This is a genomic window from Winogradskyella algicola (assembly GCF_005869935.1).
Lineage (GTDB): Bacteria > Bacteroidota > Bacteroidia > Flavobacteriales > Flavobacteriaceae > Winogradskyella > Winogradskyella algicola.
Genome location: NZ_SZQF01000007.1, coordinates 155,260 through 181,668, shown reverse-complemented (window position 1 = coordinate 181,668; position 26,409 = coordinate 155,260). Strand labels below are relative to the sequence as shown.

Annotated in this window: 27 protein-coding genes and 1 other RNA gene; 17 read left to right on the top strand and 11 right to left on the bottom strand. The window is 33.7% G+C overall.

Going from position 1 to position 26,409, the window contains the following annotated elements:
* Positions 1-185: 185 nt before the first annotated feature.
* Positions 186-794, bottom strand: a complete 609-nt coding sequence (locus FC091_RS11950) for a porin family protein (RefSeq protein ID WP_138434500.1) — start codon at positions 792-794, stop codon at positions 186-188.
* A gap of 218 nt (positions 795-1,012) precedes the next feature.
* On the opposite strand from FC091_RS11950, the gene xerA reads away from it, so the two are divergent.
* Positions 1,013-1,921: a site-specific tyrosine recombinase/integron integrase gene (gene xerA / locus FC091_RS11945; RefSeq protein ID WP_138434499.1), complete on the top strand. Its 909-nt coding sequence runs from the start codon at positions 1,013-1,015 to the stop codon at positions 1,919-1,921.
* A gap of 55 nt (positions 1,922-1,976) precedes the next feature.
* Here xerA and rny read toward each other — a convergent pair whose 3' ends face one another.
* From rny to FC091_RS11925, 4 genes are all read right to left on the bottom strand, one after another.
* The gene (rny, locus tag FC091_RS11940) at positions 1,977-3,554 is read right to left on the bottom strand and encodes a ribonuclease Y (protein ID WP_138434498.1); all 1,578 of its coding nucleotides are present in this window, start codon (positions 3,552-3,554) and stop codon (positions 1,977-1,979) included.
* Between the two features lie 56 nt (positions 3,555-3,610).
* A non-coding RNA gene (gene ssrS, locus FC091_RS11935) (6S RNA) lies at positions 3,611-3,731 on the bottom strand.
* Positions 3,732-3,791: 60 nt separating this feature from the next.
* Positions 3,792-4,079: a cell division protein ZapA gene (locus tag FC091_RS11930; protein ID WP_138434497.1), complete on the bottom strand. Its 288-nt coding sequence runs from the start codon at positions 4,077-4,079 to the stop codon at positions 3,792-3,794.
* 19 nt (positions 4,080-4,098) lie between these two features.
* Positions 4,099-4,389 carry a hypothetical protein gene (locus FC091_RS11925; RefSeq protein WP_138434496.1) on the bottom strand — a complete coding sequence of 97 codons (291 nt, stop codon included), beginning with the start codon at positions 4,387-4,389 and terminating at the stop codon, positions 4,099-4,101.
* A gap of 178 nt (positions 4,390-4,567) precedes the next feature.
* Here FC091_RS11925 and FC091_RS11920 point away from each other — a divergent pair, with 178 nt between their 5' ends.
* The 3 genes from FC091_RS11920 to FC091_RS11910 all read left to right on the top strand — a co-directional run bounded on the left by FC091_RS11920 (position 4,568) and on the right by FC091_RS11910 (position 10,712).
* On the top strand, positions 4,568-6,253 hold the full coding sequence (locus tag FC091_RS11920) for a M23 family metallopeptidase (RefSeq protein ID WP_171032518.1): 1,686 nt from the start codon (positions 4,568-4,570) through the stop codon (positions 6,251-6,253).
* Between the two features lie 11 nt (positions 6,254-6,264).
* Complete coding sequence (locus tag FC091_RS11915) at positions 6,265-8,730, top strand: TonB-dependent receptor (RefSeq protein WP_394344069.1); 2,466 nt, start codon at positions 6,265-6,267, stop codon at positions 8,728-8,730.
* Between the two features lie 137 nt (positions 8,731-8,867).
* Entirely contained in the window at positions 8,868-10,712 is a 1,845-nt protein-coding gene (locus FC091_RS11910) for a T9SS type A sorting domain-containing protein (protein ID WP_138434494.1), read from the top strand.
* Here the strand turns inward: FC091_RS11910 and FC091_RS11905 are convergent.
* Positions 10,702-11,847 carry a cysteine desulfurase family protein gene (locus FC091_RS11905; RefSeq protein WP_138434493.1) on the bottom strand — a complete coding sequence of 382 codons (1,146 nt, stop codon included), beginning with the start codon at positions 11,845-11,847 and terminating at the stop codon, positions 10,702-10,704. The genes FC091_RS11910 and FC091_RS11905 overlap by 11 nt on opposite strands.
* Positions 11,848-11,934: 87 nt before the next feature.
* On the opposite strand from FC091_RS11905, the gene FC091_RS11900 reads away from it, so the two are divergent.
* Positions 11,935-12,852 carry a hypothetical protein gene (locus FC091_RS11900; RefSeq protein ID WP_138434492.1) on the top strand — a complete coding sequence of 306 codons (918 nt, stop codon included), beginning with the start codon at positions 11,935-11,937 and terminating at the stop codon, positions 12,850-12,852.
* 9 nt (positions 12,853-12,861) lie between these two features.
* On the opposite strand, the gene FC091_RS11895 is transcribed toward FC091_RS11900, so the two are convergent.
* Together FC091_RS11895 and FC091_RS11890 are read right to left on the bottom strand one after the other, a co-directional pair.
* The gene (locus FC091_RS11895) at positions 12,862-13,416 is read right to left on the bottom strand and encodes a Smr/MutS family protein (RefSeq protein WP_138434491.1); all 555 of its coding nucleotides are present in this window, start codon (positions 13,414-13,416) and stop codon (positions 12,862-12,864) included.
* On the bottom strand, positions 13,400-13,627 hold the full coding sequence (locus FC091_RS11890; protein ID WP_138434490.1) for a hypothetical protein: 228 nt from the start codon (positions 13,625-13,627) through the stop codon (positions 13,400-13,402). The genes FC091_RS11895 and FC091_RS11890 overlap by 17 nt, the downstream gene beginning before the upstream one ends.
* An 89-nt stretch (positions 13,628-13,716) precedes the next feature.
* Here FC091_RS11890 and FC091_RS11885 point away from each other — a divergent pair, with 89 nt between their 5' ends.
* Together FC091_RS11885 and FC091_RS11880 are read left to right on the top strand one after the other, a co-directional pair.
* Positions 13,717-14,016: a DUF2752 domain-containing protein gene (locus FC091_RS11885; RefSeq protein WP_138434489.1), complete on the top strand. Its 300-nt coding sequence runs from the start codon at positions 13,717-13,719 to the stop codon at positions 14,014-14,016.
* Between the two features lie 12 nt (positions 14,017-14,028).
* The gene (locus tag FC091_RS11880) at positions 14,029-14,391 is read left to right on the top strand and encodes a CCC motif membrane protein (protein WP_138434488.1); all 363 of its coding nucleotides are present in this window, start codon (positions 14,029-14,031) and stop codon (positions 14,389-14,391) included.
* A 65-nt stretch (positions 14,392-14,456) separates the two neighbouring features.
* Here the strand turns inward: FC091_RS11880 and rocD are convergent, their stop codons facing one another.
* Entirely contained in the window at positions 14,457-15,734 is a 1,278-nt protein-coding gene (gene rocD / locus FC091_RS11875) for an ornithine--oxo-acid transaminase (protein WP_138434487.1), read from the bottom strand.
* Positions 15,735-16,012: 278 nt separating this feature from the next.
* Between rocD and rlmD the strand changes: the two genes are divergently transcribed.
* Genes rlmD through FC091_RS11850 form a run of 5 tightly spaced genes read left to right on the top strand, consistent with a single transcriptional unit; the run spans position 16,013 to position 19,759 of the window.
* Positions 16,013-17,467: a 23S rRNA (uracil(1939)-C(5))-methyltransferase RlmD gene (gene rlmD, locus FC091_RS11870; RefSeq protein ID WP_138434544.1), complete on the top strand. Its 1,455-nt coding sequence runs from the start codon at positions 16,013-16,015 to the stop codon at positions 17,465-17,467.
* A gap of 32 nt (positions 17,468-17,499) precedes the next feature.
* The gene (locus tag FC091_RS11865; RefSeq protein ID WP_138434486.1) at positions 17,500-17,862 is read left to right on the top strand and encodes a four helix bundle protein; all 363 of its coding nucleotides are present in this window, start codon (positions 17,500-17,502) and stop codon (positions 17,860-17,862) included.
* A 17-nt stretch (positions 17,863-17,879) separates the two neighbouring features.
* A complete protein-coding gene (locus FC091_RS11860) occupies positions 17,880-18,455 on the top strand; it encodes a DUF6452 family protein (RefSeq protein WP_138434485.1) in 576 nt (191 codons plus the stop codon).
* A complete protein-coding gene (locus FC091_RS11855; protein WP_246035901.1) occupies positions 18,421-19,176 on the top strand; it encodes a DUF6048 family protein in 756 nt (251 codons plus the stop codon). The genes FC091_RS11860 and FC091_RS11855 overlap by 35 nt, the downstream gene beginning before the upstream one ends.
* 58 nt (positions 19,177-19,234) lie before the next feature.
* A complete protein-coding gene (locus tag FC091_RS11850; RefSeq protein ID WP_138434484.1) occupies positions 19,235-19,759 on the top strand; it encodes a DinB family protein in 525 nt (174 codons plus the stop codon).
* Between the two features lie 88 nt (positions 19,760-19,847).
* On the opposite strand, the gene FC091_RS11845 is transcribed toward FC091_RS11850, so the two are convergent.
* Both FC091_RS11845 and FC091_RS11840 read right to left on the bottom strand, forming a co-directional pair.
* Complete coding sequence (locus tag FC091_RS11845) at positions 19,848-20,801, bottom strand: phosphoribosylaminoimidazolesuccinocarboxamide synthase (protein ID WP_138434483.1); 954 nt, start codon at positions 20,799-20,801, stop codon at positions 19,848-19,850.
* Between the two features lie 172 nt (positions 20,802-20,973).
* Entirely contained in the window at positions 20,974-21,927 is a 954-nt protein-coding gene (locus FC091_RS11840) for a PhoH family protein (RefSeq protein ID WP_138434482.1), read from the bottom strand.
* 254 nt (positions 21,928-22,181) lie between these two features.
* On the opposite strand from FC091_RS11840, the gene FC091_RS11835 reads away from it, so the two are divergent.
* The 5 genes from FC091_RS11835 (at position 22,182) to gldG (ending at position 26,363) form a co-directional block, all read left to right on the top strand.
* The gene (locus FC091_RS11835; RefSeq protein WP_138434481.1) at positions 22,182-23,039 is read left to right on the top strand and encodes an SAM hydrolase/SAM-dependent halogenase family protein; all 858 of its coding nucleotides are present in this window, start codon (positions 22,182-22,184) and stop codon (positions 23,037-23,039) included.
* A 92-nt stretch (positions 23,040-23,131) separates the two neighbouring features.
* Positions 23,132-23,428 (top strand): putative quinol monooxygenase, encoded by a 297-nt coding sequence (locus FC091_RS11830; protein ID WP_138434480.1) that lies wholly within the window; start codon positions 23,132-23,134, stop codon positions 23,426-23,428.
* Positions 23,429-23,492: 64 nt separating this feature from the next.
* Positions 23,493-24,215: a gliding motility-associated ABC transporter permease subunit GldF gene (gldF, locus tag FC091_RS11825; RefSeq protein ID WP_138434479.1), complete on the top strand. Its 723-nt coding sequence runs from the start codon at positions 23,493-23,495 to the stop codon at positions 24,213-24,215.
* Complete coding sequence (locus tag FC091_RS11820; RefSeq protein WP_138434478.1) at positions 24,212-24,712, top strand: hypothetical protein; 501 nt, start codon at positions 24,212-24,214, stop codon at positions 24,710-24,712. The genes gldF and FC091_RS11820 overlap by 4 nt, the downstream gene beginning before the upstream one ends.
* Complete coding sequence (gene gldG / locus FC091_RS11815; protein WP_138434477.1) at positions 24,699-26,363, top strand: gliding motility-associated ABC transporter substrate-binding protein GldG; 1,665 nt, start codon at positions 24,699-24,701, stop codon at positions 26,361-26,363. Before FC091_RS11820 ends, gldG begins: the two co-directional genes overlap by 14 nt.
* The last annotated feature ends 46 nt before the right edge of the window (positions 26,364-26,409 follow it).

Here is a 26,409-nt window from a genome sequence, read left to right as displayed (position 1 = left end):
TGTAAATTATTAACTACTTCAATTTCTCAAAAAAATGTTAACAAAAGAAGCTTTTCATCGATATTGTAAAAAACAAAAAAAAATCTAAATTATCAATGTTCCAGCTATTTAGAGTAATTCTAAATCAGAATAAAAAAAACCGAAGCACATTATACTTCGGTTTTTCTCTGATTTATGTTTCTAAATTAGAACATGTATCCTACAGAAATTTGGAAAACATTATTTTGGATTGAAAAATCATCTCCTGCATCTTCAGCGATATTAGCAAGACCTAATGTATATCTTGCGCTAAAATTAAGACCATTATCAAGCTTATAACCAGCTCCAAACCCTAATCCAAAGTCAATACCTTTAAATTCATCTTTTACATCTTCTTCTTCTGACTCACCATCTACTTCAACTTCAGCATCAGCAGATAATAAAAATCCAATTTGCGGTCCAGCTTCTAAACTGAAACCTTCTGCTACATAATACTTAGCCATAACTGGTAAGTTTAAATAGTTTAGCTTGATTTTTTCTTCTACATCAAAGCTTCCAAATTCACCAAAATCTTCAGTGTATTCACTCTTAGCACCTTGAGAAGAGAATAATAATTCTGGCTGAACAGAAAACTTATCTGAAATAACAATCTCGGCTACACCACCAATATGAAATGAAGTTCTTGCATCTACATCTTCTGCATCACCACCAATTGAAGCTAAGTTAACACCAGCTTTGGCACCGAATTTTACCTCTTGTGCATTAACACTTGCAAAAGCAAATACTGCGAAAGCAGCTAAAAATAATTTTTTCATAATCTTTTAAGTTTTAGAATTGATTAATACAAACTAAAGCCTTTTTTTTATAATATTAAAATTTTAAGGTAGAGTTATTAACAACATTACAAACATTTTTATATAAACCATTGATAATTAATTATTTAATTTTTACGTTATTAACAAAATTTATAAAAATACGATGAATTACGTATGATTTTCACTACTTTTTAGCCCTAAAATCTCTTTTTTACACCATGAAATGGCCTCAAGCAGTTAAAGATTATAAACATTATTTACAGATTGAACGTGGTTTATCTCTAAACTCTATTGAGAATTATAACTATGATATAAAGAAACTTACAAACTACCTAGAAGATAATCAGATAGATATAGCACCAGATAAAATTACCCAAGAACATATCAAACAGTTTGTTTATAGCACATCTAAAACTATTAATCCAAGATCTCAAGGACGGTTAATCTCTGGGTTAAGGAACTTTTTTGATTATCTGGTTTTTGAAAATTACAGAGATTCTAATCCTATGGATTTAATTGAGTCACCAAAGATTGGTAGAAAACTGCCAGACACTTTATCTGTAGAGGATATAGATCTATTAATTAATACTATTGACCTAGGCTACCAATACCAAAGTGTTAATCTTGGTGAACGTAATAGAGCTATTTTAGAAACATTATATAGTTGTGGCCTACGAGTTAGTGAACTCATAGAATTAAAAATTTCTGATTTGTTTTTTGATGAAGGGTTTATTAAGGTAACAGGAAAAGGTGATAAACAACGTTTTGTTCCTATCGGTGAGTCTACACAAAAATATATTGAAATATGGAAAGGTATTAGAAACCATATTGATGTAAACCCAGAATCTAAAGATATTTTATTCCTTAATTATAAAGGTAACAAACTTACACGTGCTATGATTTTTACAATAATTAAGAATCTGGTTAAAAAGTCTGGCTTAAAGAAAACAGTGTCCCCTCATACCTTTAGACATTCGTTTGCTACCCACTTATTAGAAAATGGTGCAGATCTCAGAGCCATACAAATGATGTTGGGTCACGAAAGTATTACCACAACAGAAGTATATATGCACGTAGACCGATCGCACTTAAGTGATGTTTTAAACAAGTTTCATCCTAGAAAATAAAAAGGCGCTCTAAAATTAATAGAACACCCCTTTACATTACTTGAGTTAGTTATCTTTATTTTGCAATATTTACTGCTCTTGTTTCTCTTATTACAGTAACTTTTACCTGTCCTGGATACGTCATATCAGTTTGAATTTTTTGAGATATTTCAAAAGACAAACTTGCTGCTTTCTCGTCTGATACTTTTTCGCTCTCTACAATAACACGTAATTCTCTACCAGCCTGTATTGCGTACGCTTTTTTAACACCTGTGAAACCAAATGCTACGTCTTCTAAATCTTTAAGACGCTGTATGTAAGAATCTAAAACTTGGCGTCTTGCTCCTGGTCTAGCACCAGAAATAGCATCACATACCTGAATGATTGGAGATAACAACGTTGTCATTTCTATCTCGTCGTGGTGCGCTCCAATAGCATTACAAACTTCTGGTTTCTCGCCATGCTTTTCTGCCCATTGCATACCTAATATAGCGTGAGGAGTTTCAACATCTGTTTCAGATGATGGTACTTTTCCAATATCGTGAAGTAATCCTGCACGTTTCGCAAGCTTAGGATTTAATCCTAATTCGGCAGCCATAACGCCACATAGCTTAGCAACTTCTCTAGAGTGCTGTAATAAGTTCTGCCCATACGACGAACGATATTTCATTCGACCTACCATCTTTATCAATTCTGGATGAAGACCGTGAATGCCTAAATCTATTACAGTACGTTTACCAACTTCTATAATTTCCTGCTCTATTTGTTTAGTTGTTTTTTTGACAACTTCTTCAATTCGAGCTGGATGAATTCTACCATCAGTTACTAGTTTGTGTAATGACAAACGTGCTATTTCACGTCTTACAGAATCAAAACAAGATAATATAATCGCTTCTGGCGTATCATCTACAATGATTTCTACACCAGTTGCAGCTTCAATAGCTCTAATGTTACGACCTTCTCTACCAATAATTCTACCTTTAACATCATCGGATTCTATATTAAAGACAGATACACAGTTATCAACAGCTTCTTCAGTGCCTATTCTTTGAATAGTGTTAATGATAATTTTTTTAGCTTCTTGCTGAGCTGTTAGCTTAGCTTCTTCTATTCTATCTTGTACAAAAGCCATGGCATCAGTTTTAGCTTCTTCTTTTAAAGATTCTACTAATTGTGATTTTGCTTCTTCAGCAGATAGTTGAGAAATAACCTCAAGCTGCTTTATTTGACTTTTATGGGCTTTCTCTATTTCATCTTTCTTCTTTTCTAAGAATTCTAATCTAAAGTTATAGTCCTTTATTTTATCGTCTAAAGACTGATTAGACTTTTTAGCTTTTGAAAGTTCATTAGAAACTTGAGATTCTTTATCTCTAATGCGCTTTTCGGCTTCTGCCATTTTCTTATCTCTTGATAAGATTACTTTTTCGTGTTCTGCTTTAAGCTCTATAAATTTCTCTTTAGCTTGAAGGATTTTATCCTTTTTTAAAGCTTCTGCATCTGCTTTAGCTTGTTTTAAAATTGATTTGGATTCGCTCTCGGCATTAGCAATTAACTTAGATGCTTTACCTTTTTCCAAAGATTTTGCAATTACGTAGCCAATTACTAATCCTAATACCACTCCTCCAACTATAAATAGTATCGTGTTAGTGTCCATGATTTGTGTTTAGTTTAGTATATAAAAAAAGCCTACATCAGTTTTGGATTTTGTATAAACTCCTTAAAAACAAGTTTAGGGCTAACAAACTGATCAAGGATCTGCCCAAATACATAACGTATTAGCAGCATGCTTTTACAATTTAAACTCACCCTTTTTAAAGAATTAACGTTGAGTTTATCAAAAAATATAACTAATGTAGGCAGTAACCTTTTTGTATTTTAAAGAACGTACGAGTTAAATATGCTGATTTAACAGGTCATTTAAAGCTTCTAACTTTTCTTGTACCTCTTCGTTAACATATTCTTTATCTATCGATTTTTGCTCTACCTGAGCTGCAAACTGTAAGGCACACATTGCCAAAACATCTTGCTTATCTCTAACAGAGTAATTCTGCTCAAACTGACCAATCATTGCCTCAATCTTTTTTGTGGCCTTACGTAAACCTTCTTCCTGCTTTGGATTAATTGTCAACGGATATACCCTATTGGCAATTGAAAGTTTAATTTTTAATTGATCTGACATTTAGTCTAAATTTACAACTTTATTCTGAGAGTTGACCTATACAATGGTCAATTTCTCTTATAAGTGCATTTATTTTGAGCTTTGTTTCTCGTTTATTTTCGTCACTACCAAGCATTGAATTTGCTATTTTGAGTGTTTCATACTTATCTGCCCAAGAAGCAATCTCTTCTTGCTGTTCTAGAAGTTTCTGCTGCTGCTCTTCAAGCTGTTGAGATAATCTTGCATTGGTTTGCTTTAAGACTTCTTGCTTATGTAAAACCTTGCTGATTTTATTCTCTAAAGCATCAACAATTTCTTCTATTTTACTCATTTAAGTAATTCAATACTGTTGAAACAAATTTAACATACCTATTTAAAAAACACAATTCTTTTACAATTATTTTTAATTGAGATAACAACTTAAAAATTAAAACGTTCAGAAAAATAATACAGTTTTCTGGTTTGCAATTCTTGTTCAATTTGATATTTTAGCTGTAATAGTGCTCTTTATGAAAAAATTTTTGCTTTTACTTTTAGTTTCGAGTTCATTGTTTTCACAATCAGAATATCCTCAAGACTATTTTAGAAATCCACTAGACATCACTTTGGTACTTTCTGGAACTTTTGCAGAATTGAGATCTGCCCATTTTCATTCTGGATTAGATATTAAAACGCAACGTAAGATAGGCTTAAAGGTTTATACTGCAGCAGAAGGCTATGTGAGCAGAATAAAAATCTCACATTATGGCTATGGCAAAGCACTTTATGTTACGCATCCTAATGGATATACCACTGTGTATGCCCATCTTCAGAAATTTTCTGATCGTATAGAAAAATATATAAAGGAATGCCAATACGAAAAGGAAAGCTTTGAGGTTGAAGTTTTTCCTAGTACAGAAGAGTTAATAGTTGCGCCAAATGAAGTTATTGCATATTCTGGTAATACTGGTGGTTCTGGCGGACCACATTTGCACTTTGAAATTAGAGACAATCAAGAACGTCCTATAAACCCTATGATGTTTGGTATTGATATAAAGGACTCTAAAAGTCCATTTGTGTCTGCTGTGTATGCCTATCCTAAAGATAAAAATGCTGTAATTAATGGCAAAAATGAGCGTGTTCCTCTACGTTTAATTCCCAAACAAAATGGGGATTACGAAGTTGAAAAAATTACAGCATATGGTAATATTGGATTTGGTGTTACCTCATATGACAAGCAAGATTTAGCACCCAATAATAATGGTGTTAGTAACATACAAACCTTTTTTAACGGTAACAAAAGTCTCGAAATAGACTTTAAGCGTTTTAGCTTTGATGAAACAAAACATATAAAACGTCTTATAGATTACGAATACTTTAAAACCAAAAAGTCTAGAATTCAGAAATTATTTATTGAGGAAAATAATCCTTTAAGCCTCTACAAAGATGCTTATGACAATGGTTATATTAACGTTGAAGACAGTACATCATCTGTATTTAAAGCAAGGATTAGAGATTATAAGGGCAATGAAACTTGGATAAATATTCCTATTAGAGGTAAATACGAAATATTAAAACCATTAGAAGATGACTTTTCTAATAAAACCACTATTTATTCTGATCAAGCGACAGAATTAAAATCTGGTCTTATTACAGTTAACTTTTATAAAAACACTGTTTATGAAGATGTAGATATAGATTTTAGTGTAAGTTCCGATACGCTTCACCTCCACGAAGACAAGATTCCTTTGCAAAAGAATTTTTATATCAATTATGATTTAAGCAATTACAAAGCCGAACACCTCGACAAAATCTTTATTGCGAGATTATATGGTTATTACAAAAGACCAAGTTATGTAAGTACAAAACGAAAAGGAAATATACTCAGTGCTGGCAGTAAGACTTTTGGCACCTATACTTTAGCAATGGATACTGTAGCACCTATCATTAAGCCTGTTAACTTTAAAGACAAAAAATGGCTGAGTAAATACCGCTACCTAAAAGTAAAAATAGACGATGATTTATCTGGAATAAGCAAGTACAGAGCAACAGTTAACGGCCAATGGATTTTAATGGAGTATGATTATAAGACAAAAATGTTGGTACACGATTTTAATGATAATATCGTTAAAGACACTAAGAATGATTTAAAAATAATTGTTACCGATAATGTTGGAAATAGTTCTACATTTGAAGCAACCTTTTTTAGAAAATAAAACTAAACTAATTGAAACGCTTACATTTTACCCTTCTTCTTGGCCTGCTCTTTAGCATGCTTTCTTTTTCTCAAACAGCAGTTATAAGAGGAGTTATCCTAGATGAAATAAACAATCCCATTGAGAACGTAAACATTAAAGCCTCAACTGGCGAAGGTGCAGCAACCAACCAAAACGGTTTTTATGAACTGAGAATACCATCTGATGTCGAAATAACCATAGAATTTACTCATTTAGGCCATAAGCGTATCTTTCAGAAATTTAATCTAAAAAACGGGCAGGAACTAGAATATAATCCTGTAATGAAGGTAGAAGCAGAACAAATTGCAGAGGTTGTAATTTCTACCAATACTAGACAAAACGAAGATGGTGTGGTTACTATTGCACCAAAAACCTTACGGACCATAAAAGGTGCGCAACCAGGTATAGAAAACATACTGAAAACGCTTCCTGGTGTAAATATTTCTAACGAATTAAGTACACAATATTCTGTACGAGGTGGGAATTTTGACGAAAATCTTGTTTATGTTAACGAGATTGAAGTCTACAGGCCATTCTTAATTCGTTCAGGTAATCAAGAAGGATTAAGTTTTGTTAATACGGATTTAGTGTCTAATGTAGATTTTTCGGCTGGTGGTTTTCAAGCTAAATATGGAGATAAGCTGTCATCTGTTTTAGATATTACGTATCGCAATCCTGTAGCTTTTGGAGTGCGTGCAGATTTAAGTTTACTTGGTGGAAGTGTTGCGGCTGAAACCGTTTCTAAAAATGGTAAGTTTTCTGGGATTGCCGGGATACGCTACAGAGATAATAGTTTAATTCTTAATAATCTTGAAACAGAAGGTAATGTAGAGCCTATTTTTGCTGATGCTCAGACATATTTGACGTATCGCTTTTCTGACAAATTTCATTTAAATTTTCTTGGAAATATTTCTCTAAACAGATATAACTTTCAACCTGAAAATAGACAAACCAACTTCGGAACATTACAAGAACCAGTGGCATTATTGGTCTTTTATGATGGTAACGAAGAAGACGAGTACCAAACCTATTTTGGAGCTTTAAAAGCTAATTACTTTATAAACGACGATTTAACTTTAAAATTTATTGGTTCTGCCTACCACACTTTAGAACAAGAATACTTCGACATTTTTGCACAATATCGTTTAGGAGAAGTAAATACTAATATAGGTGATGAGAATTTAGGTGAAGTTGAATTTAGTGAAGGTATTGGGTCTCAACTAACGCATGCACGTAACGATTTAGATGCTTTTATTATAAATGCCGAACATAGAGGCGATTATAAAATAGATGAAGAATCTACAGTAGAATGGTCCGTAAAATATACACATGAAGATATAAGGGATCGTTTGGTAGAATATGAAATTATAGACTCAGCAGGTTTTTCTATACGACCACCAAACTTTAGCATTCCTAACCTTCAACCCTATGAACCATTTGAAGGACCATTAACAGCATTTGAAGATATAAGAGCTCTTAACAGAGTTAAAATAGATAGAATACAAGCCTTTGCACAGTATAGCAAACGTACAGAATGGAAAAACAATGATGTATTCTTCAATGCTGGTGTTAGAATGCATAATTGGACTGTTAGTGGCGAAAACTTAGAGAGCAATACGCAAACTGTATTTAGCCCAAGAATGCAGTTAGCTATAAAACCAGACTGGGAAAAGGATATGCTTTTTAGGGTTGCTGGCGGTTTGTATTACCAACCACCTTTTTACAGAGAATTGCGAGATTCCTCTGGCGTTGTGCAACCTAATGTAAAAGCACAAAAGTCGTTTCATGTTGTATTAGGAAATGAGTACAGTTTTAAGATGTGGGACAGACCTTTTAAATTGGTTACGGAAGCTTATTATAAAGGCTTGTCTAATGTGAATACCTATACTGTAGAAAACGTAAGAATTCGATATAGAGCAGATAATAATGCCAAAGCTTATGCCTACGGATTAGATATGCGATTAAATGGAGAGTTTGTTCCAGGTACCGAATCATGGTTTAGTTTTGGTTATCTAAAAACCGAAGAAAACATTAATAACCGTGGCTACATAGCCAGACCAACAGACCAACGATTAAAGTTTGGTGCACTATTTCAGGATTATGTACCAAATATGCCTAATCTAAAAATGTACCTTAATTTGGTCTATAACACAGGTGTTCCTGGTGGTTCTCCAAGTTATGCAGATCCTTACGATTTTCAGATACGACTTAGAGATTACAGACGTGCAGATTTAGGTATTCAGTTAGAATTAGTTAATCCAACAAAAACATATAAAGCCAACTGGAAAAAAACCTTTAGAGAGCTCTCTCTCGGTTTTGAAATCTACAACATGTTTAACAATCAAAACTCAATTACCAATACATGGGTTAGAGACGTGTATACCAAACGACAGTTTGCTATTCCTAATTTCTTGACACCAAGAGTATTTAACTTGAGATTATCGGCAAGATTTTAAAATATTCTAAATTATTAGCGAAACTGCTCAAATCCTCGTTGTATTGCTCCCTTAGATCCCTTAAAATTTTTAAATTTGTAATAGTCTAATTCACTTTAGGTTACCCTACTAAGCTATAGTTGTAAATTTTATTAAGCATGAAAAATACCCTCATCGCATGCCTATTGCTATGTTTTAGTGTGGCCTCAGCACAATCAGATTTATTTGTAAGCAACGGAAGCTACATCTATGTAGATGGAAACGGATTTACACCAGCACCTGATGTTGCGCCGTTATTTGTAACAGATCATGTTAATCTAGATGCCAACAGCCACATTTATCTTCGTAACGAAGCCCAATTACTGCAAGGAAATAATGTAGGTAACTCTGGTACAGGTGAGTTAAGTGTATACCAAAATGGTACAGTAAACCAATGGGCTTATAACTATTGGTGTTCTCCCGTAGGTGGAATTTTATCCAATACCTCAGTAAACAATGATTTTAGAGTGAATCAATTAGACGACCCTCTCCTTGGGACTCCAAATTTAATTGATAGTAATGACAGTGCATTTTCCACAGCATATAATGGGGCAGCAAATCCATTATTGATTTCGACACGTTGGTTATGGATGTTTGTGAGTTCTGATGAATATAGTGAATGGATCCCAGCAGCTACTCCAGGTAATGCCAACATAGATATCGCTCCAGGATTAGGATTTACAATGAAAGGTTCCGGAACAGGAGTTATAGGTAATACTGATTATGATTTTAGAGGTAAACCGAATAATGGTACCATAGGAAGTCCAGTTGCGGCAGGTCAATTTACTTTAGTGGGAAATCCTTATCCTAGCGCTATTGATTCAGCCGCTTTTATTCATGATGCTGATAATTTAAATGCTATTGAAGGGACACTTTTTTATTGGGAACAAGATGCTAGTTTACCGGCTACACAATCGCATGTTTTACAAGATTATGTAGGTGGTTATTCTGAATTTTCTATAGATGCTTCAGGTGTTATTATATCCAATACACCTGCTGTATTTTTTAAATATGATGAACAGGATAATGTGTTGCCTTTACCACCTGGACCGCCAGCAAATGGAACTAAAATGGCTCAACGATACATACCTATAGGACAAGGGTTTATGGTTGAAGGTAGTGCAACTACAACAGGTACTGTAAGAGCTAAAAACGCTCATCGTGTTTACGAAAAAGAGGGTGCCCAGAGCTACTTCTTTAGAGGTGTAACTAATGATGATTCTGATTCGGAAGAGATTCAATTTCAAGATAATGGACTACCCATTATTCCACCAGACTATAAACGATTTAGGGTTAATGTTGAATTCACGGTAAATGAGTCTAAGTATGTTAGACAGATGCTTTTAAATTTTCATGATACGGCAACCTTTGGACATGATAGAGGTTTAGAACTACATAGATCAGATAATTATGCTTCTGACGCTTATTTTACACAAAATGACAGAGCATTTTCTGGCCTGGCTTACCCTTTTGATGAAACGCTTACTATCCCATTAGTAGTAGATATTGAAGCACAACAACCACTACGTTTTAGAATTTTTGATATTCAGAATTTTGATGACAGTCAAGGGATTTATATTCATGACATTGAAGAAAACTTATATGTGGATTTGAGAATCCAGCACTATGACTTAAACATAGAGCCAGGTAACTATACAGACCGTTTTGAAATTGTATTTATACCAGGACAAGCATTAAGTATTGATGACCTTGAGTTTAGTGATTTAACAATTCGTCAGGATAATAATATTCAACAATTATCTGTAATTAACCCAAATGGTTTAGATGTAAAAACTATTGAAGTTTTTGATGTAGCTGGAAAACGAATGTTGAATCAAATCTACGACTCTGTATCTAACCGTTACCAATTGTCAACCGAAGGTTTGAGTGAAGGTGTGTATATTGTTAATGTAACTTCAAAAGCTAACACAGTAAAATCTGATAAGATTATCATTAAGCACTGATGATTTCTTTAAGAACATTAACGGTATAATCAATGTCTTTTTTAGTCGTGAAAGCACTAAAGGAAAATCGCACAGAAGGGTACTTTAATTTTTCTTCATCAAGAATTTCTGAAAGCACATGAGATTGTTGACTGCTACCACTTTGGCATGCACTTCCTTTTGAGCAAGCAATACCTTTAAGGTCTAATTGAAATTGAAGCATCGGTGCCTTTGATGGCTCCAAAGGTAAGCAGACATTAACTAAAGTATATGTACTTTTTACATTATCCTCACAACCTCCATTAAAACTTACTGACGGAATTACTTTTTTTAGCTGATTAATGAAGTAGCTCTTAATTGAAGTAATTTTTTCTCTTTCAATTTCAATATTGTTATATGCTATTCTAAGAGCTTCGTCCATACCTACGATATTATGAATAGACTCTGTACCTGCTCTATGACCTCTCTCTTGCTCACCACCAAAAATCAGAGGTTTTAATCCAGACTCTTTTCTAACAAAACAGAATCCTACACCTTTAGGTCCATGAAATTTATGAGCACTAGCTGCAAAAAAATCGATTGGTATGTCTTGTAAATCTAATTTAAAATGCCCTACAGACTGCACACAATCAGAATGAAACAAAGCATCGTTATCCTTACATAACTTAGCTACACGCTCTATATCTAGGATATTCCCTATTTCATTATTTACATGCATTAAGCTCACAATAGCTTTATTAGAAGATTTTAACAAGTTTTCAAGATGCATGTAATCTACCATTCCGCAGGCATCAAGATTAACAAAATTGAGCTTAACATTATATTCCTTTTGCAGTTGTTCCGCTGTATGTAATACAGCATGATGCTCTATTTTTGAAGTAATAATTTCTGTGACACCTAAATCTCTAACAGCACTACGCAAAGCTAAATTATCTGCTTCTGTACCACCTGAGGTAAAAACAATCTCAGAAGCAGATACATTAAAATAGCCAGCAATATTCTTGCGACATTGCTCTAATAAAGCTTTAGACGAGCGTCCAAAACTATGTGTAGAAGAGGCATTACCGTAAGTATTGGCAAGGACTTCTGCCATACGTTTTATAACTTCTGGTCGCAAAGCTGTAGTAGCCGCATTATCTAAATATACTTGCTTCATAGTGCAAAAATATCGCAAATAAAATTATTTAGATAATGCAACGTTATAATTTTACAAATCCATTATTTTTGTTCAAAATGTAAGCTTATGATGCGCCACTTTTTTATAATTTTTGTCCTTCTACTTTTAACTGCCTGTGATGATGGTGATATTATTACGGTAGATTTGGAATTTGATAAAGAATTAGATTTATGTACCAACAACACTAATTCTTTTCTTATTTACGATACAAGAGAGGATCCTAATGAGTCCTTATCATTAATTATACCAAGAGGTGCTAATGAAGAATTTCCATTTACGGAAGCTACACCTGTTGATGATCCTACTGAATTTAACATCAATGAGTCATCCGTTAGATTTTTATATAGGACTTACAACAGAAGTTTGGGCAATAACGAACTCTGTGAATTAGTACCTTCTGGAGACTTGACCATTATTGAAGACTACGAAGCTGAAAATGGAGGTACAGTATTAGCTACTGTGACTGTTATGGATGATGATAACGACGGTATACCTAACATTTTCGAAGATAGAAATGGCAACGGAGATTTAACGGATGATGATTTTGATTTAGACGGTATACCAGATTACCAAGACCAAGATGATGATAATGACAATGTTTTGACTGTAGATGAATTAAACGATAATGACGATGACGATGACCCGACAACAAACCCTCTTGACACTGATAATGATGGTACACCTGATTATTTAGATACTGATGACGATGGTGATGGAGTGCCAACGATAGATGAAGATAGTACGGATACCCAAAGCCCTAGAAATTTGTCAAACCGTAACAATGACGAAAACGGTGAATTAGAGTATCATTATCTTAATCCTTTAGAAAACACCAATTATGGTCCAATAGAACATATTGGAGGTAACACATATACTAGAACCGTGACGGTTAATTTTTTAGTTACTGGTGCTAATCTAGAAATATTATCTGGTACAGATATAGATTTTGGAACATTAACTTACGATATTGTTATAGAAGAATAACAACACAATTTATGGCTCTAAATTCTGAAAAATCCTAACTTCAGTAGCACCTATACCATAAGTTTTATAGTCAGCATCGTAAAACTGAACATTGTTGTAACGTCCTAAAAGGGTTTCGAGCTCCTGTCGTAGAACGCCTTCTCCTACGCCATGGATAAATACCATTTTTGGAATACGCTTTCGGATGGCAAACTCTAATTGTCTTCTTGCAGTATCCAACTGTAGATTCATCATATCAAAATTAGTCATGCCTTTTGTGGAGTCGGTAAGTTGGTGTATGTGTAAATCGACTTCAAATTTTGGAGCATGACGCTCTTTTGGCTTAAACGTTGGTACAGTTTTTCGTTTTGAAGTCTCTTTTTCTTTTTTCACAGACTCAAAATCAGTATCGTAAATAGCATTATCTAATGATCTGTTGGTGTGCACAAGCATCAGTTCGTTTTCGTCAAACTGAAACTCAAAACCATCAACGTCTTCAATAATAACGACTGTGCCTGAAACTCGTTTAACAGTTCCTTTTATAGCATCATCTATTGTTTCAACTACATCACCTCTCTTTATCATCTTCTATAGGTTCAGATTTCACAAAAGATTCTTCTTCCTGCTTTTCGTATTTACTTGGAATATTTCGCGATGTTCTGTAAATACCAAACATTAAGAGAATAATACCGCCCATTAAAAGGTAAGTGTTCTGTTTTTCTCCAGCTTGAGCGTATATAGCAACTATACCACCAACAACTACACAAATAAGATTAATAACTCTAGAAATATTCATATGTATTATAATAATTCTAAGCAAAAATAAGGTATAAGACAATTATTCTAATACTATTTAAAGTAAATGTAAATTATTAAATTAGCTTTATGTTTATACTTTTGAAAGGCTTAGACGACTACATGCTATCATGTGCGAGTAAAAAACACTTTGGTTTTGAGTGCATAGGCTGTGGTTTTCAGCGCTCAGTAGCACTTTTGCTTAAGGGTGATTTGGTAGCGTCATTTACAATGTATCCTGCTCTTTATCCTATGATACTATTTTTTGTATTTCTTATTTTCGATATGGTTATAAAAATAAGACATAGTGAAAAAATTAAATTGGGACTGGCAAGCTTAACACTTTTAGCAGCTGTTATTAATTATACTTTAAAACTATTTATTAACTAATTAACTTTATTTATGCAAAAACTCAACACTACACTAGTTTACATCTTATCTGTAATTGGAATAATATGCTGTTGTGCCTATGGACTTGGTACAGTTACAGCTATAATAGCAATTGTGATTGCTAATCAAGAGCTTAAAAAATTTAACGCTACACCAGAAGCCTATAGCAATGGACCAGCAATGAAAAGCGCAAGAACATTTGCCATTGTATCATTGTTCATATCTTTCATTGGCCTCGCTTTTATTATCTGGGTAATGGTTAGCCCTTGTGCATTCTTTGATTGGTATATAGGTATGTTTGAAAACAACCCTAATGTACCTGCAGAATCCATGCAACAAATCTACGAAGCCGCTGAGAATGCTGGATGTAGATAATACGTAATTATGAATAAAAAAATACCACGATAATATTATCGTGGTATTTTTTTTGACTTTATTGATTATTCAAATTCTTTTAGTGTCTTAATAATTATAGACACACAGTCTAACAGTTCTTCTTCAGTCATTACCAAAGGTGGTGCAAATCTTATAATATTACCATGAGTTGGTTTTGCCAATAGCCCATTGTCCCTGAGCTTAAGACAAATATTCCATGCTGTATCACTATCTTCATCATCATTTATAACGATAGCATTTAGTAACCCTTTCCCTCTTACGGAACTTACTATAGTGCTTTCTTGAATATACTTATTCATTTCTGCTCTAAAAATCTTTCCAAGGTAATCTGCATTTTCAGCTAAATTTTCTTCTTTCACTACCTCTAAAGCAGCAATTGCTACTGCAGCAGCAATTGGGTTACCACCAAAAGTACTTCCATGGTTTCCTGGCTGAATAACATTCATAATCTCATTACTAGCCATAACAGCAGAAACAGGGTACAATCCACCACTTAATGCCTTACCCAAAACTAAAATATCTGGTTTTACATCTGGTGTACCAGAACAATCTTTGTTTGGACATGTGCAATTCCCACACGTCGCTAATAATCTACCTGTACGTGCGATTCCTGTTTGTACTTCATCTGCAATAAAAAGAACATTATACTTTTCGCAAAGTGCTTTAGCCTCTTTTAAGTAGTTTTCACTTGGTACATATACACCAGCTTCACCCTGAATTGGCTCGACCATAAAACCTGCTACATTAGGATTAGTGCTGAGTACCTCTTCTAATTCTTTCAAATTATCATATTCAACTTTTATAAATCCGCCTGTATATGGTCCAAAGTTTTTACGGGCTACAGGATCGTTAGAAAATGATATAATGGTTGTTGTTCTTCCATGAAAATTGTTCTTACAGACTACGATTTCTGCTTTATTTAAATCAATGCCTTTTACCTCATAAGCCCATTTTCTGCAAAGCTTTAAAGCTGTTTCTACAGCCTCTGCACCAGAGTTCATAGGCAACATTTTGTCAAACTTAAAATACTCAGTTGCGTACTTTTCATAGCGTCCGAGCATATCATTATAAAATGCTCTAGAAGTTAATGTAAGCCGTTGTGCTTGCTCTGTCATGGCATTCACAATTTTTGGGTGACAATGCCCTTGATTTAATGAGGAATACGCAGATAAAAAGTCATAATACTTTTTACCCTCTACATCCCAAACATAAACACCCTCACCTTTGCTAAGTACTACGGGTAAGGGATGATAATTCTGTGCACCATATTTATTCTCTAGTGCCATCGCTTCTTGCGACGAAATGTGGTCTAAAACAGCCATCTTCAAAATATTTAAAAAAATTAAACAAAACCAAACGAGTATTATGAATTGTCAAACCTCGTTTAGCGATTTCCTACTCTACCTTTATTCTTTCAAAGACTTTGCGTACCATGTTTAGAAGTAATGGTGAAGTCTCGAAAAAGCAGCGTGGGAGAGAAATCATCCCTAGAGGTGTGCAAATTAATAAATATTTACGAATTATTTGGACTAAAGTTGACTCCAAATTCTTTGAGGCAATTACTAAAATGCGACTATATTTGCAGACTAATTTACGATTAATGCCAAGACGAGAACGAAACAAGTTTGTAAAACGCGGAGAAACTTTAAATATCTTAATAGAAGACTATGCTTTTGGAGGTAAAGGTATTGGCCGAATTAGAAATGAACATGGTGAATTTGTAGTCTTTGTACCCAACACTTTACCAGGACAGTTAGTCAAGGCTCAGGTAAAAAAGTCGAGTAAAAAATATGCAGAGTGCAAGCTTTTAGAGATTTTAAAACCTTCGGAAGATGAAGTAGAAATGCCTTACCAAGATATTCCTGGCGCACCTTACATTAATTTACCCATAGAAAAACAACATAGGTATAAGAAGCAAAGTACTTTAGAACTTTTTAAACGTATTGGTAAAGTAAAAGATATTGACTCTAAGTTTGATGAATTTGTGAGTTCACCAAATACCTTTCACTATCGTAATAAAATGGAATATGGGTTTTCTGCTATTGGTTTTGATCGTGAAGCAAATACAGATGTGGATGAGTTTACGCTAGGTTTTAAACGCAGAGGACTTTGGTGGTGTGGAGATAATCTAAATAGTGATTCTGGCCTTTTTGATGCTGAAGTTGAAAACCACCTGAAAGATATTAGAGCATACTGTAAGCACACGGGCTTAGCACCATGGCATGGCCCAAAAAAGGAAGGGTTCTTTAGATATTTTGTGGTTAGAAAATCTTACAAGACAAATAAATTACTTTTTAATCTTGTAACAACTTCTTACGACTTAGACCAATTTGATTTAGATGCCTTTGCAAACTATTTAGCACAACTATTTGGTGATAGAATTGCTGGTTTACTTCACACAATTAATGATGAGGTTGGAGACAGAACTATAGCTACTACAGGAAGTATTCAATTAGTTTATGGAGAAGATAAAATAGTTGAAGAATTATTAGGCCTCAATTTTGAAATTAGCATGAAAAGCTTTTTTCAAACCAATCCTAAATGTGCCGAAAAACTATATTCTAAAGTAGTTGACTATGCTTTAGAAAATAAAGAAGCTATAGACAATACGGTAGTTTTAGATCTTTTCTGTGGAACAGGAACTATCGGACAAATTGTAGCAAGTGAAGCAAATAACACTAAAATTGTTGGTGTAGATATTGTAGCTTCGGCTATAGAAGATGCAATTGAAAATGCTAAGCGAAACAATATAAAAGGCTTAGAATTCTATGCTGCTGATGTTGGTAAATTTTTATCGGAGCATCCAGAATATCAAAATAAGATACGTACTATAATTTTAGATCCTGCAAGAGCTGGTATTGCGCCAAAAACCCTAAAAAAAATAATAAACCTTAATGCAGACCGTTTGGTTTATGTATCTTGTAATCCTGCTACACAAGCTAGAGATACAGAGCAATTATTACATGCAGGATATCAAATAAAAAAGTTAAGTTTGGTTGATCAATTTCCGCATACTGCTCATATTGAAACTGTAGTATTGTTTGAAAAAGGTTAAACTGTTTATTCGTTGATTAGTTTATTTGAGGGATGAAAATATATTCATTTGAAAAGTTAGAAGTTTGGCAAGAATCCGTTTCTCTAGTTAAATTAATGTATTCAATTACTGAATCCTTTCCTACTGAAGAAAAATTTGGCTTAATAAGTCAACTTAGAAGAGCTTCAATATCAATTTCATCAAATTTAGCTGAAGGTACCTCAAGGAAAACTCAAAAAGATAAAGCTCATTTCACTACTATATCGTTTAGTTCTGCAATGGAAGTTCTTAATCAATTAATAATTGGGAAAGATTTAGGCTTTATATCTGAGAATGATTATATCTTAGCAAGGACTAAAATCGAAAAAATAACTAACATGCTAAATGCGTTACGTAATTATCAAATAAACAAATAAACGCATCAACATAATTTATGAATAAATCTAAAAGAATAAAATCTATAATTTTTCTGACGTTCATTCTTATTTCTACTCTAATATCATACAACTGCGAACGCGACGATATTTGTGCAGAGAGTACCCCAACTACACCTAGACTTTTAGTAGAATTTTATGACGCTACTGAACAAGATGAATTAAAATCTGTAACACGCTTAACGGCATATGGTGAAGATCTTGCCGATAATCCTACAGATGAGAACACTGAGGGCACATTAATTTTTAACACCAATGCCAGAGCAATAGAATTACCTCTTTTTATTGGTGTTGAAGGAGAAACAACAATATCGCGTTTTATATTAGAAAAGGATACAAATCTGAGGTTGAACGATAATCCCAATAATAATTCAAACATTGACATTATTGAAATTGAGTATACAACAGAATTTAAGTACGTCTCTAGAGCATGTGGCTATAAAAGTGTATTTAATTTAATTGATGTAGAAATAAATCCGGATGGTGATGATGATGATTTATGGATAGAAAGTGAAGAAATTATTGAAATTTTAGTAGAAAATGAAAACACAGTACATGTACACATCTTTCATTAAAAGTAGTATTCTGTTGCTATTATTTTCTACAATGGTAATGGCACAAGAAGAAAAGAAAACGGTTAAGGACACTTTAATATACAAACAAAAATACGGACTACGTTTAGGTGCAGATATTAGTAAATTAGCACGCACATTTTTTGATGATAACTATACTGGTTTTGAGGTTATGGGTGACTATCGCCTTACAAAACGCATCTACTTAGCTGGAGAAATAGGAAATGAAGAATATACTTTAGAAAATGAGGTTCTAAGTAACACCACTAAAGGTAGTTACTTTAGAGGAGGTATAGACCTTAACTTTTATAAAAACTGGCTAGATATGGAAAATATGATCTATGTTGGTTTTAGAGGTGCTGCCAGTACATTCAGCCAAACATTAAATAGTTACGAAATTTATAATGTTTATAATCAATATTGGGATCAGCAATTCACTGTAGAAGAAGGTACTGAATACTCTGGTCTTACTGCAATTTGGGCAGAAATAATTATTGGTATAAAGGCAGAATTATTTAATAATTTCTATGCTGGTATTAATGCACAACTCAAAGGTTTGATCACTGAAACTGCACCGAATGATTATGAAAACCTTTACATACCTGGTTTTAATCGTACTTACGATAGTGGTCGTTTTGGAGTTGGCTTTGGTTTTAACCTATCTTACTTGGTTCCAATATTCAAAAAAGATAAAGTAGTTGTTCAAGAAAAGGAAAAAGAATAGTAATAGTTAATTGCTAAACTTTTTTTTCTATCTTTTCTTTATCTAAGAAACAGTTCTCATGGATAAAGAAGAAATCGCTAATCTCATCGATGCAAAGCACTCTGAGTTAATCAATTGGTTAGAGCAACAACCTAATGAAACCTGGTTACAAGGTCCTACAGGAAAGTGGACGCAAGGGCAACAAGCACTGCATCTATTACAGAGTATCATTCCACTCAATAATGCCTTAAGCCTTCCTAAATTTCTAATCCGCTATAAATTTGGAAAATCCAACAGACCAGTTAGAGATTACAACACTATTGTTAAACGATATCATGAGCGTTTAAAAGATGCAAAAGGAAAAACGTTCAAAGGCTCTCAAAACATGAAGATTCCTGAGATTGATGAAAAACAATATATCCTAAACCGATTACAAACCGAAAGTAAAAAACTCCAATACAAGACAAAAAGAATCAGTGATAAAAACTTAGATAAACTAGTTTTACCACATCCACTAATGGGCAAAATGCCAATACGCGAGATTATAATGTGGACGGCCTACCATGTAGAGCATCATACTGCGACTTTGAAAGAAAAATATTAAGTTTTGTTATGCTGAATTTATTTCAGCATCTCTAATCTGAAGTCATACTAGATTCTGAAACAAGTTCAGAATGACAACAATTAAACAACTAAGCCCTTTCCAAATAACCCAAAACATTAGCCTCTATCCTACTTTGAATATCAGATACATCAGCTTTTACAAAAGTTTCACCTGTAATATTTTCGTATAACTCAATATAACGCTCACTTACGGATTCTATATATGTATCACTCATAAATGGGACTTCCTGACCTCCCTTACCTTGAAAACCGTTAGAAATTAACCACTGACGTACAAACTCTTTAGATAGCTGCTTTTGAGCTTCACCTCTATCTTGACGTTCTTGGTAACCATCAGCATAAAAATAACGTGAAGAATCTGGTGTATGGATTTCATCAATCAATACAATTTTTCCATCCTTGGTTTTTCCAAATTCGTATTTTGTATCCACAAGAATTAAGCCTCGCTTCTCAGCAATTTCAGTGCCTCGTTGAAATAATTTTCTAGTGTAATCTTCTAACACTATATAATCTTCATCAGACACTATACCACGTTTTAAAATATCTTCTCGAGAGATATCTTCATCATGGTTGCCCATTTCTGCTTTTGTAGCTGGAGTTATAATCGGCTCTGGAAATTTATCATTCTCTTTCATACCTTCTGGCATTGGCACGCCACAAAGTAAACGTTTACCTGCTTTATATTCTCTAGCTGCATGACCTGACATATAGCCACGAATTACCATCTCTACCTTAAAAGGTTCACACAAATGACCAACAGCCACATTTGGGTCTGGTGTAGCCACCAACCAGTTTGGTACCAAATCTTCGGTAGCTGCCATCATTTTGGTTGCAATCTGATTAAGAATTTGCCCTTTATAAGGAATTCCTTTTGGCATTACCACATCAAAAGCGCTTAATCTATCGGTGGCAATCATTACTAATTGCTCATCACTTATATTATAAACCTCTCTTACTTTTCCTTTATAAACACTTTTTTGATTCGGAAAATTAAAGTTTGTGTCTGTTATTGTGTTACTCATTTTATTTAGCTTTTAGCTTTTGGGTATTAGCTATTAGTTTGTTGTGCTTATTACTTTTAGTTTGAGCCCTAGCCCAGATTGAAGCGGCATCCTTTTTATTTGGTGGCTGAGCGTAGACGAAGTCAGCAAATAAAAAGATATAGCGGAAAGCTGGAAATAGCTCCTAAAAAAATTAATCTCTGTTTTCTATACTTTTATAGGCTGCGATGACTTTCTTAACTAATTTATGACGAATGACGTCTTTGTCATCCAAATAAACCATGCCAATCCCTTCAACATTTTTAAGAACAAGTAAAGCTTCCTTTAAACCAGAAATAGTACGACGTGGTAAATCTACCTGACCAGGATCTCCTGTTAATAAAAACTTGGCATTTTTACCCATACGTGTTAAGAACATTTTCATTTGTGCATGTGTCGTATTTTGGCCTTCGTCTAGGATTACAAATGCATTATCTAATGTACGACCACGCATAAAAGCCAATGGTGCTATTTGTATTACGCCTTTTTCTATGTAGCTTTCTAACTTTTCATGCGGAATCATATCGCGCAACGCGTCGTATAACGGTTGCATGTACGGATCTAATTTTTCTTTTAGATCACCTGGTAAAAACCCAAGATTTTCACCTGCCTCAACAGCTGGTCTGGTTAGTATAATGCGTTTTACTTCCTTACTTTTTAAAGCTTGTACGGCCAATGCTACACCTGTGTAAGTTTTACCTGTACCTGCCGGACCAATGGCAAAAACCATATCATTTTTACGTATGCTCTCTACCAGTTTTCGCTGATTAACCGTTTGTGCCTTTATTAATTTGCCTCCTACTCCATGCACTATAACTTCGCCACTTGTTGCAGAGGTTGAATAATCTTCGCTACTGTTGCTTGTCAAGATTCGCTCAATGACATTTTCGTCTAGCTTGTTGTACTTACCAAAATGCTTCATAAGCATCATCATTCGCATATCAAATTCCTCAAGTAAATCTTCATCACCATAGGCTTTGATTTTATTACCTCGAGCAACAATTTTTAGTTTAGGAAAGTATTTTTTTAATAGTTCAATGTTGGCATTTTGGGCACCGAAGAATTCTTTTGGAGTAATTTCTTCTAATTCTAGAATGAGTTCGTTCAAAAGGCTAATTAATTTAGTGTGTTAATCTGTTTTCTTTTCTTAGTTTTCTTCTTTAAGAACAAAATTTTTTATCAAAAAAAGAACAAAATTTTGTTCTAATTCAGGAACCACTTCGTTAGTCCAAAAATTTATTTCATTTGGTTTTTAAGAATTTTCAAATGAAAAAATTCATGTACTTTTGTGTAACGATTGTGTACAAACAAATCTAACAATTTTACAACCTCAATTCTAAAAAAAATATCAACAATTAATCCATGGCAATAATCACTTTAACCACTGATTTTGGAGAAAAAGATCACTTTGCTGGTGCGATTAAAGGAGCTATTTATAGCGAATTACCTGAAGTTAGAATTGTTGATGTTTCACATTCTGTGTCTCCTTTCAACATTTCTGAAGCAGCATATATTATACTTAACGCCTATAGCAGTTTTCCAAAAGGAACAATTCATATCATAGGAATTGATTCTGAGTTAAGCCCTGAAAATAAGCACATTGCAGTTAAGTTAGATGACCATTACTTTATATGCGCCAACAATGGTATAATGAGTATGATTTGCTCTGAGATTGCGCCAGAGAAAATTGTTGAAATTAATATACATGATAAAATTGAAACCAATTTTCCTGTTCTTGATGTTTTTGTAAAAGTAGCTTGCCATATTGCAAGAGGAGGCACGCTTGAGGTTATAGGAAAAGTTATTAACACTATTAAGCCTATAAAAAATTTAAATCCTTTTGTTAATGATGACAAAAATCAAATAATAGGAAGTGTTATATACATAGATAATTATGGTAATGTTGTTACTAACATTAAAAGGAAGTTTTTTGAGGACCTGCAAAAAACACGGCAATACGAAATCTCAGCTCGTAATCACAAGTTTAGAAAAATTTACAACAGATACAGCGACATTGTAAATTTTGAAATTGAAGAAGCTAAACGTAATGACGAAGGAAAGGGTTTAGTTGTCTTTAATTCATCTGGTTATCTGGAAATCGCAGTCTATAAAAGTAATTGCAGTACTGTTGGTAGTGCCTCTACCCTTATGGGTTTAAAAACAATGGACACAGTGACGGTAAACTTCCTGCCCATCCTAAGTCCTTCCCAGTGGGAATGAAGCCCAAGATGACGCAAAAACCAAAAAAATAGTTTCACAACAGTAAGAAAGTCCTTTCCTTTGGAAAGGATTTAGGAAAGGCTTTTAAAGTTATGTTAGTAAGAATTGTAAAAATGAGTTTTGAACCGTCTAAGATTAAAGAATTCTTGGCTAATTTTGAAGCGAATAAATCTAAAATTAGAGGGTTTGAAGGTTGTAATTTTTTAGAATTATATCGCGATCAGAACAATACCAATATCTTTTTTACGTATAGTTATTGGAACTCTGAAGATGATTTAAATAATTACAGACATTCTGATTTATTTAAAAGTGTTTGGGCTAAAACCAAACCTTTATTTAATGCTAAACCTGAAGCTTGGAGTGTGAGTAAAGTCGCTTCGCTCAAGTAAACAGTTGGCAGTAACAGTAAACAGATTTACTGAGACTGAAAACTGAAACTGAAAACTAGAAAATATGCTAGCAATACTAAAAAAAGAAATAAATACCTTCTTTGCCTCACCAATTGGGTATTTGGTTATTGGTGTGTTTTTATTATTAAACGGTTTGTTTTTATGGTTGTTTAAAGGCGATTTCAACATTTTTAATAATGGTATCGCAAGCCTATCATCTTTCTTTTTATTAGCACCTTGGATCCTTATCTTTTTAGTTCCTGCTGTAACAATGCGTAGTTTTAGTGATGAAAAAAAACAAGGTACTTTAGAGTTATTGGTTACCAAGCCTATTTCACTTTTTCAGATTGTACTAGGTAAATATTTTGGTGCTCTTATCCTTATCATCTTAGCCTTAATACCAACACTGCTTTATGTTTATTCTGTTTATCAATTAGGTAGTCCAGAAGGTAATTTAGATATGGGTAGCACCATTGGGTCTTATTTTGGCCTACTCTTCCTAGTTGCTGCTTACACTGCAATAGGAGTGTTTGCTTCTACGCTTTCAGACAACCAGATTGTTGCATTTATTATTGCAGTATTTATCTGCTTCTTTATGTACTTTGGGTTTGAAGGGCTTTCAAACTATAATGTATTTGGTGATTTAGTGTATATGGAAAATCTTGGGATGTCTGCGCATTATAACAGTATGAGTCGTGGAGTTATAGACACCAGAGATTTGGTATATTTTATAAGTATAGCTTTAGCGTTTTTAATATTCACAAAACTTAGAATTCAGAAACAATGATTATAACACCCTTTTTAGTCATATCCATGATAGTAGTCTTTACACTACTCTTTTTGTTTTTGAATACAGTAGATAAACGTAAATGGTTAACAGGATTAATCAGCTTGGTTTTAACACCTTTTGTGTATTTCTATATGTTTTATCCTTTTGTAAATATTATTAGCAATTACCATCATCAAAAGTATTTTGATAGTGAAGCATGGATTGAAAAACCAGCCTTACGTTACGAAATGATCGATAATACTATAGAATCGGATACACTGATTGGTGCTTCTAAAACCAAAATTACTTCCCTTTTAGGAAAATACGAATGGTTAACATGGAATGACAGTATAAAAGATCATGATAACAATAAATGGAATTACGGCTTAGGCATAGAACCAGGAGCCTTTAACGCCGAAAAAGAATGTGTAGAAATCATTTTTAAGAATGATAAAGTCTCAGAATTAAGGCATTATCAAGAAGAAATTACATATGAGAGTAATGAAGAAGAATAAAAATCTAATATACATACTCATTGTATTGGCTGCACTCGTAATAGTAAACGCTATATCGAGTTCGGTTTATGGTCGTTTTGATTTAACCAAGGACAAACGCTATACATTATCTGATGCCACAAATACTATTATAGATCATATAGATTCTCCGTTAATAATTGATGTCTTTTTAGAAGGTGAATTTCCTTCAGAATTTAGATTACTTCAAACCGAGACAAAACAAATCATTGAAGAATTTCATCTTAAAACCAGTAATATTAGGGTTAATTACATCGACCCTATTGAAGATGAATCTACAAGAGAACAAATTATTGATGAACTTACGCGCTCTGGATTAGAGCCATATATCAATACAGATAACAGCACAGGGAAAGTTACTCAAGAAATAATTTTTCCGTGGGCATTTGCTAGCTATAGGGATCAAACAGTCAAAATTCCACTATTGAAGCGAAGCATTACTCAAAATTTATCAGATCAAATCAATAACTCTGTACAAGGGCTTGAGTATGTGTTTGCTGACGCTTTTAATAAGCTGGTAAATTCAAAATCTAAAACTATAGCGGTTTTAAAAGGTAATGGTGAACTCGCTGATTTAAATATTGCAGATTTTCTACAAACAGCACAGTCTTACTATAAAATTGCACCGTTTACTTTAGATAGTGTTGCTACAAACCCACAAGGTACTTTAGATAAGCTTAAGCAATACGATTTAGTAGTTGTTGCTAAGCCAACCCAAGCGTTTTCAGAAGAAGAGAAACTGGTACTCGATCAGTATACCATGAGAGGAGGAAAAAGTCTTTGGCTTACTGAGTCCGTTATTATGGACGAGGATAGCTTACGAAATGCCACAAACTCTAGTGTTTCCATTATGAGAGACCTTAACCTCAATGATTTCTTTTTCAAATACGGAGTTAGAGTAAATCCTAGTTTGGTAAAAGACCTCTACTCTGCACCAATTATGCTGGCAATTGGTGAAGGAAGCCAAGCACAATTACAACCTATTCAATGGCAATATGCACCTTTAGCTTCGTCTAACCAAAAGCATCCTATTACCAAAAATTTAGAGCTTGTTAGATTTGATTTTGCAAGTCCTATAGACACATTAAAAAATAGTATAGACAAAACAATATTGCTTCAAAGTTCCCCTAAATCTAGATTAGAAGGAGTACCAACTAGCATATCTCTAAATGATGTTACAAAATCTCCTGATGAGAGTTTATATAATTCTGGCCCACAAAACTTAGCTGTTTTATTAGAGGGTGAATTTACCTCGGTTTATGACCAGCGTGTTCTTCCTTTTAAGGTGAAAAATTTTCAATCTAAAAGTGCACCAACCAAAATGGTGGTTATTTCTGATGGTGATGTTATAAAAAATGATGTTAGACAAAGAAGACCTTTAGAACTAGGTGTAGATTACAGAGGTTTTCTATATGGTAATAAAGAATTCTTACTTAATACCGTCAATTACCTTTTAGACGATACCGGACTTATAAACATTAGAGCCAAAGAAATTAGCGTTGCTTACCTTGATGAAGATAAAATAAAGGAAGAAAGCAGTACTTGGCAACTCCTAAACATTGCATTACCATTGGCACTACTTGCTGTTTTTGGTTTGGCTTTTAACTTCTTTAGAAAGAAGAAATACACCTAGAATTTGTTAATAAGTTTGTTTTACAAATCTATACGATTAAGATATA

Bases quoted from the DNA above. Each gene is read 5' to 3' on its own strand.
- FC091_RS11950 (WP_138434500.1), bottom strand. From the start codon at position 794: ATGAAAAAATTATTTTTAGCTGCTTTCGCAGTATTTGCTTTTGCAAGT.
- xerA (WP_138434499.1), top strand. From the start codon at position 1,013: ATGAAATGGCCTCAAGCAGTTAAAGATTATAAACATTATTTACAGATT.
- rny (WP_138434498.1), bottom strand. From the start codon at position 3,554: ATGGACACTAACACGATACTATTTATAGTTGGAGGAGTGGTATTAGGA.
- FC091_RS11930 (WP_138434497.1), bottom strand. From the start codon at position 4,079: ATGTCAGATCAATTAAAAATTAAACTTTCAATTGCCAATAGGGTATAT.
- FC091_RS11925 (WP_138434496.1), bottom strand. From the start codon at position 4,389: ATGAGTAAAATAGAAGAAATTGTTGATGCTTTAGAGAATAAAATCAGC.
- FC091_RS11920 (WP_171032518.1), top strand. From the start codon at position 4,568: ATGAAAAAATTTTTGCTTTTACTTTTAGTTTCGAGTTCATTGTTTTCA.
- FC091_RS11910 (WP_138434494.1), top strand. From the start codon at position 8,868: ATGAAAAATACCCTCATCGCATGCCTATTGCTATGTTTTAGTGTGGCC.
- FC091_RS11905 (WP_138434493.1), bottom strand. From the start codon at position 11,847: ATGAAGCAAGTATATTTAGATAATGCGGCTACTACAGCTTTGCGACCA.
- FC091_RS11900 (WP_138434492.1), top strand. From the start codon at position 11,935: ATGATGCGCCACTTTTTTATAATTTTTGTCCTTCTACTTTTAACTGCC.
- FC091_RS11895 (WP_138434491.1), bottom strand. From the start codon at position 13,416: ATGATAAAGAGAGGTGATGTAGTTGAAACAATAGATGATGCTATAAAA.
- FC091_RS11890 (WP_138434490.1), bottom strand. From the start codon at position 13,627: ATGAATATTTCTAGAGTTATTAATCTTATTTGTGTAGTTGTTGGTGGT.
- FC091_RS11885 (WP_138434489.1), top strand. From the start codon at position 13,717: ATGTTTATACTTTTGAAAGGCTTAGACGACTACATGCTATCATGTGCG.
- FC091_RS11880 (WP_138434488.1), top strand. From the start codon at position 14,029: ATGCAAAAACTCAACACTACACTAGTTTACATCTTATCTGTAATTGGA.
- rocD (WP_138434487.1), bottom strand. From the start codon at position 15,734: ATGGCTGTTTTAGACCACATTTCGTCGCAAGAAGCGATGGCACTAGAG.
- rlmD (WP_138434544.1), top strand. From the start codon at position 16,013: ATGCCAAGACGAGAACGAAACAAGTTTGTAAAACGCGGAGAAACTTTA.
- FC091_RS11865 (WP_138434486.1), top strand. From the start codon at position 17,500: ATGAAAATATATTCATTTGAAAAGTTAGAAGTTTGGCAAGAATCCGTT.
- FC091_RS11860 (WP_138434485.1), top strand. From the start codon at position 17,880: ATGAATAAATCTAAAAGAATAAAATCTATAATTTTTCTGACGTTCATT.
- FC091_RS11855 (WP_246035901.1), top strand. From the start codon at position 18,421: ATGAAAACACAGTACATGTACACATCTTTCATTAAAAGTAGTATTCTG.
- FC091_RS11850 (WP_138434484.1), top strand. From the start codon at position 19,235: ATGGATAAAGAAGAAATCGCTAATCTCATCGATGCAAAGCACTCTGAG.
- FC091_RS11845 (WP_138434483.1), bottom strand. From the start codon at position 20,801: ATGAGTAACACAATAACAGACACAAACTTTAATTTTCCGAATCAAAAA.
- FC091_RS11835 (WP_138434481.1), top strand. From the start codon at position 22,182: ATGGCAATAATCACTTTAACCACTGATTTTGGAGAAAAAGATCACTTT.
- FC091_RS11830 (WP_138434480.1), top strand. From the start codon at position 23,132: ATGTTAGTAAGAATTGTAAAAATGAGTTTTGAACCGTCTAAGATTAAA.
- gldF (WP_138434479.1), top strand. From the start codon at position 23,493: ATGCTAGCAATACTAAAAAAAGAAATAAATACCTTCTTTGCCTCACCA.
- FC091_RS11820 (WP_138434478.1), top strand. From the start codon at position 24,212: ATGATTATAACACCCTTTTTAGTCATATCCATGATAGTAGTCTTTACA.
- gldG (WP_138434477.1), top strand. From the start codon at position 24,699: ATGAAGAAGAATAAAAATCTAATATACATACTCATTGTATTGGCTGCA.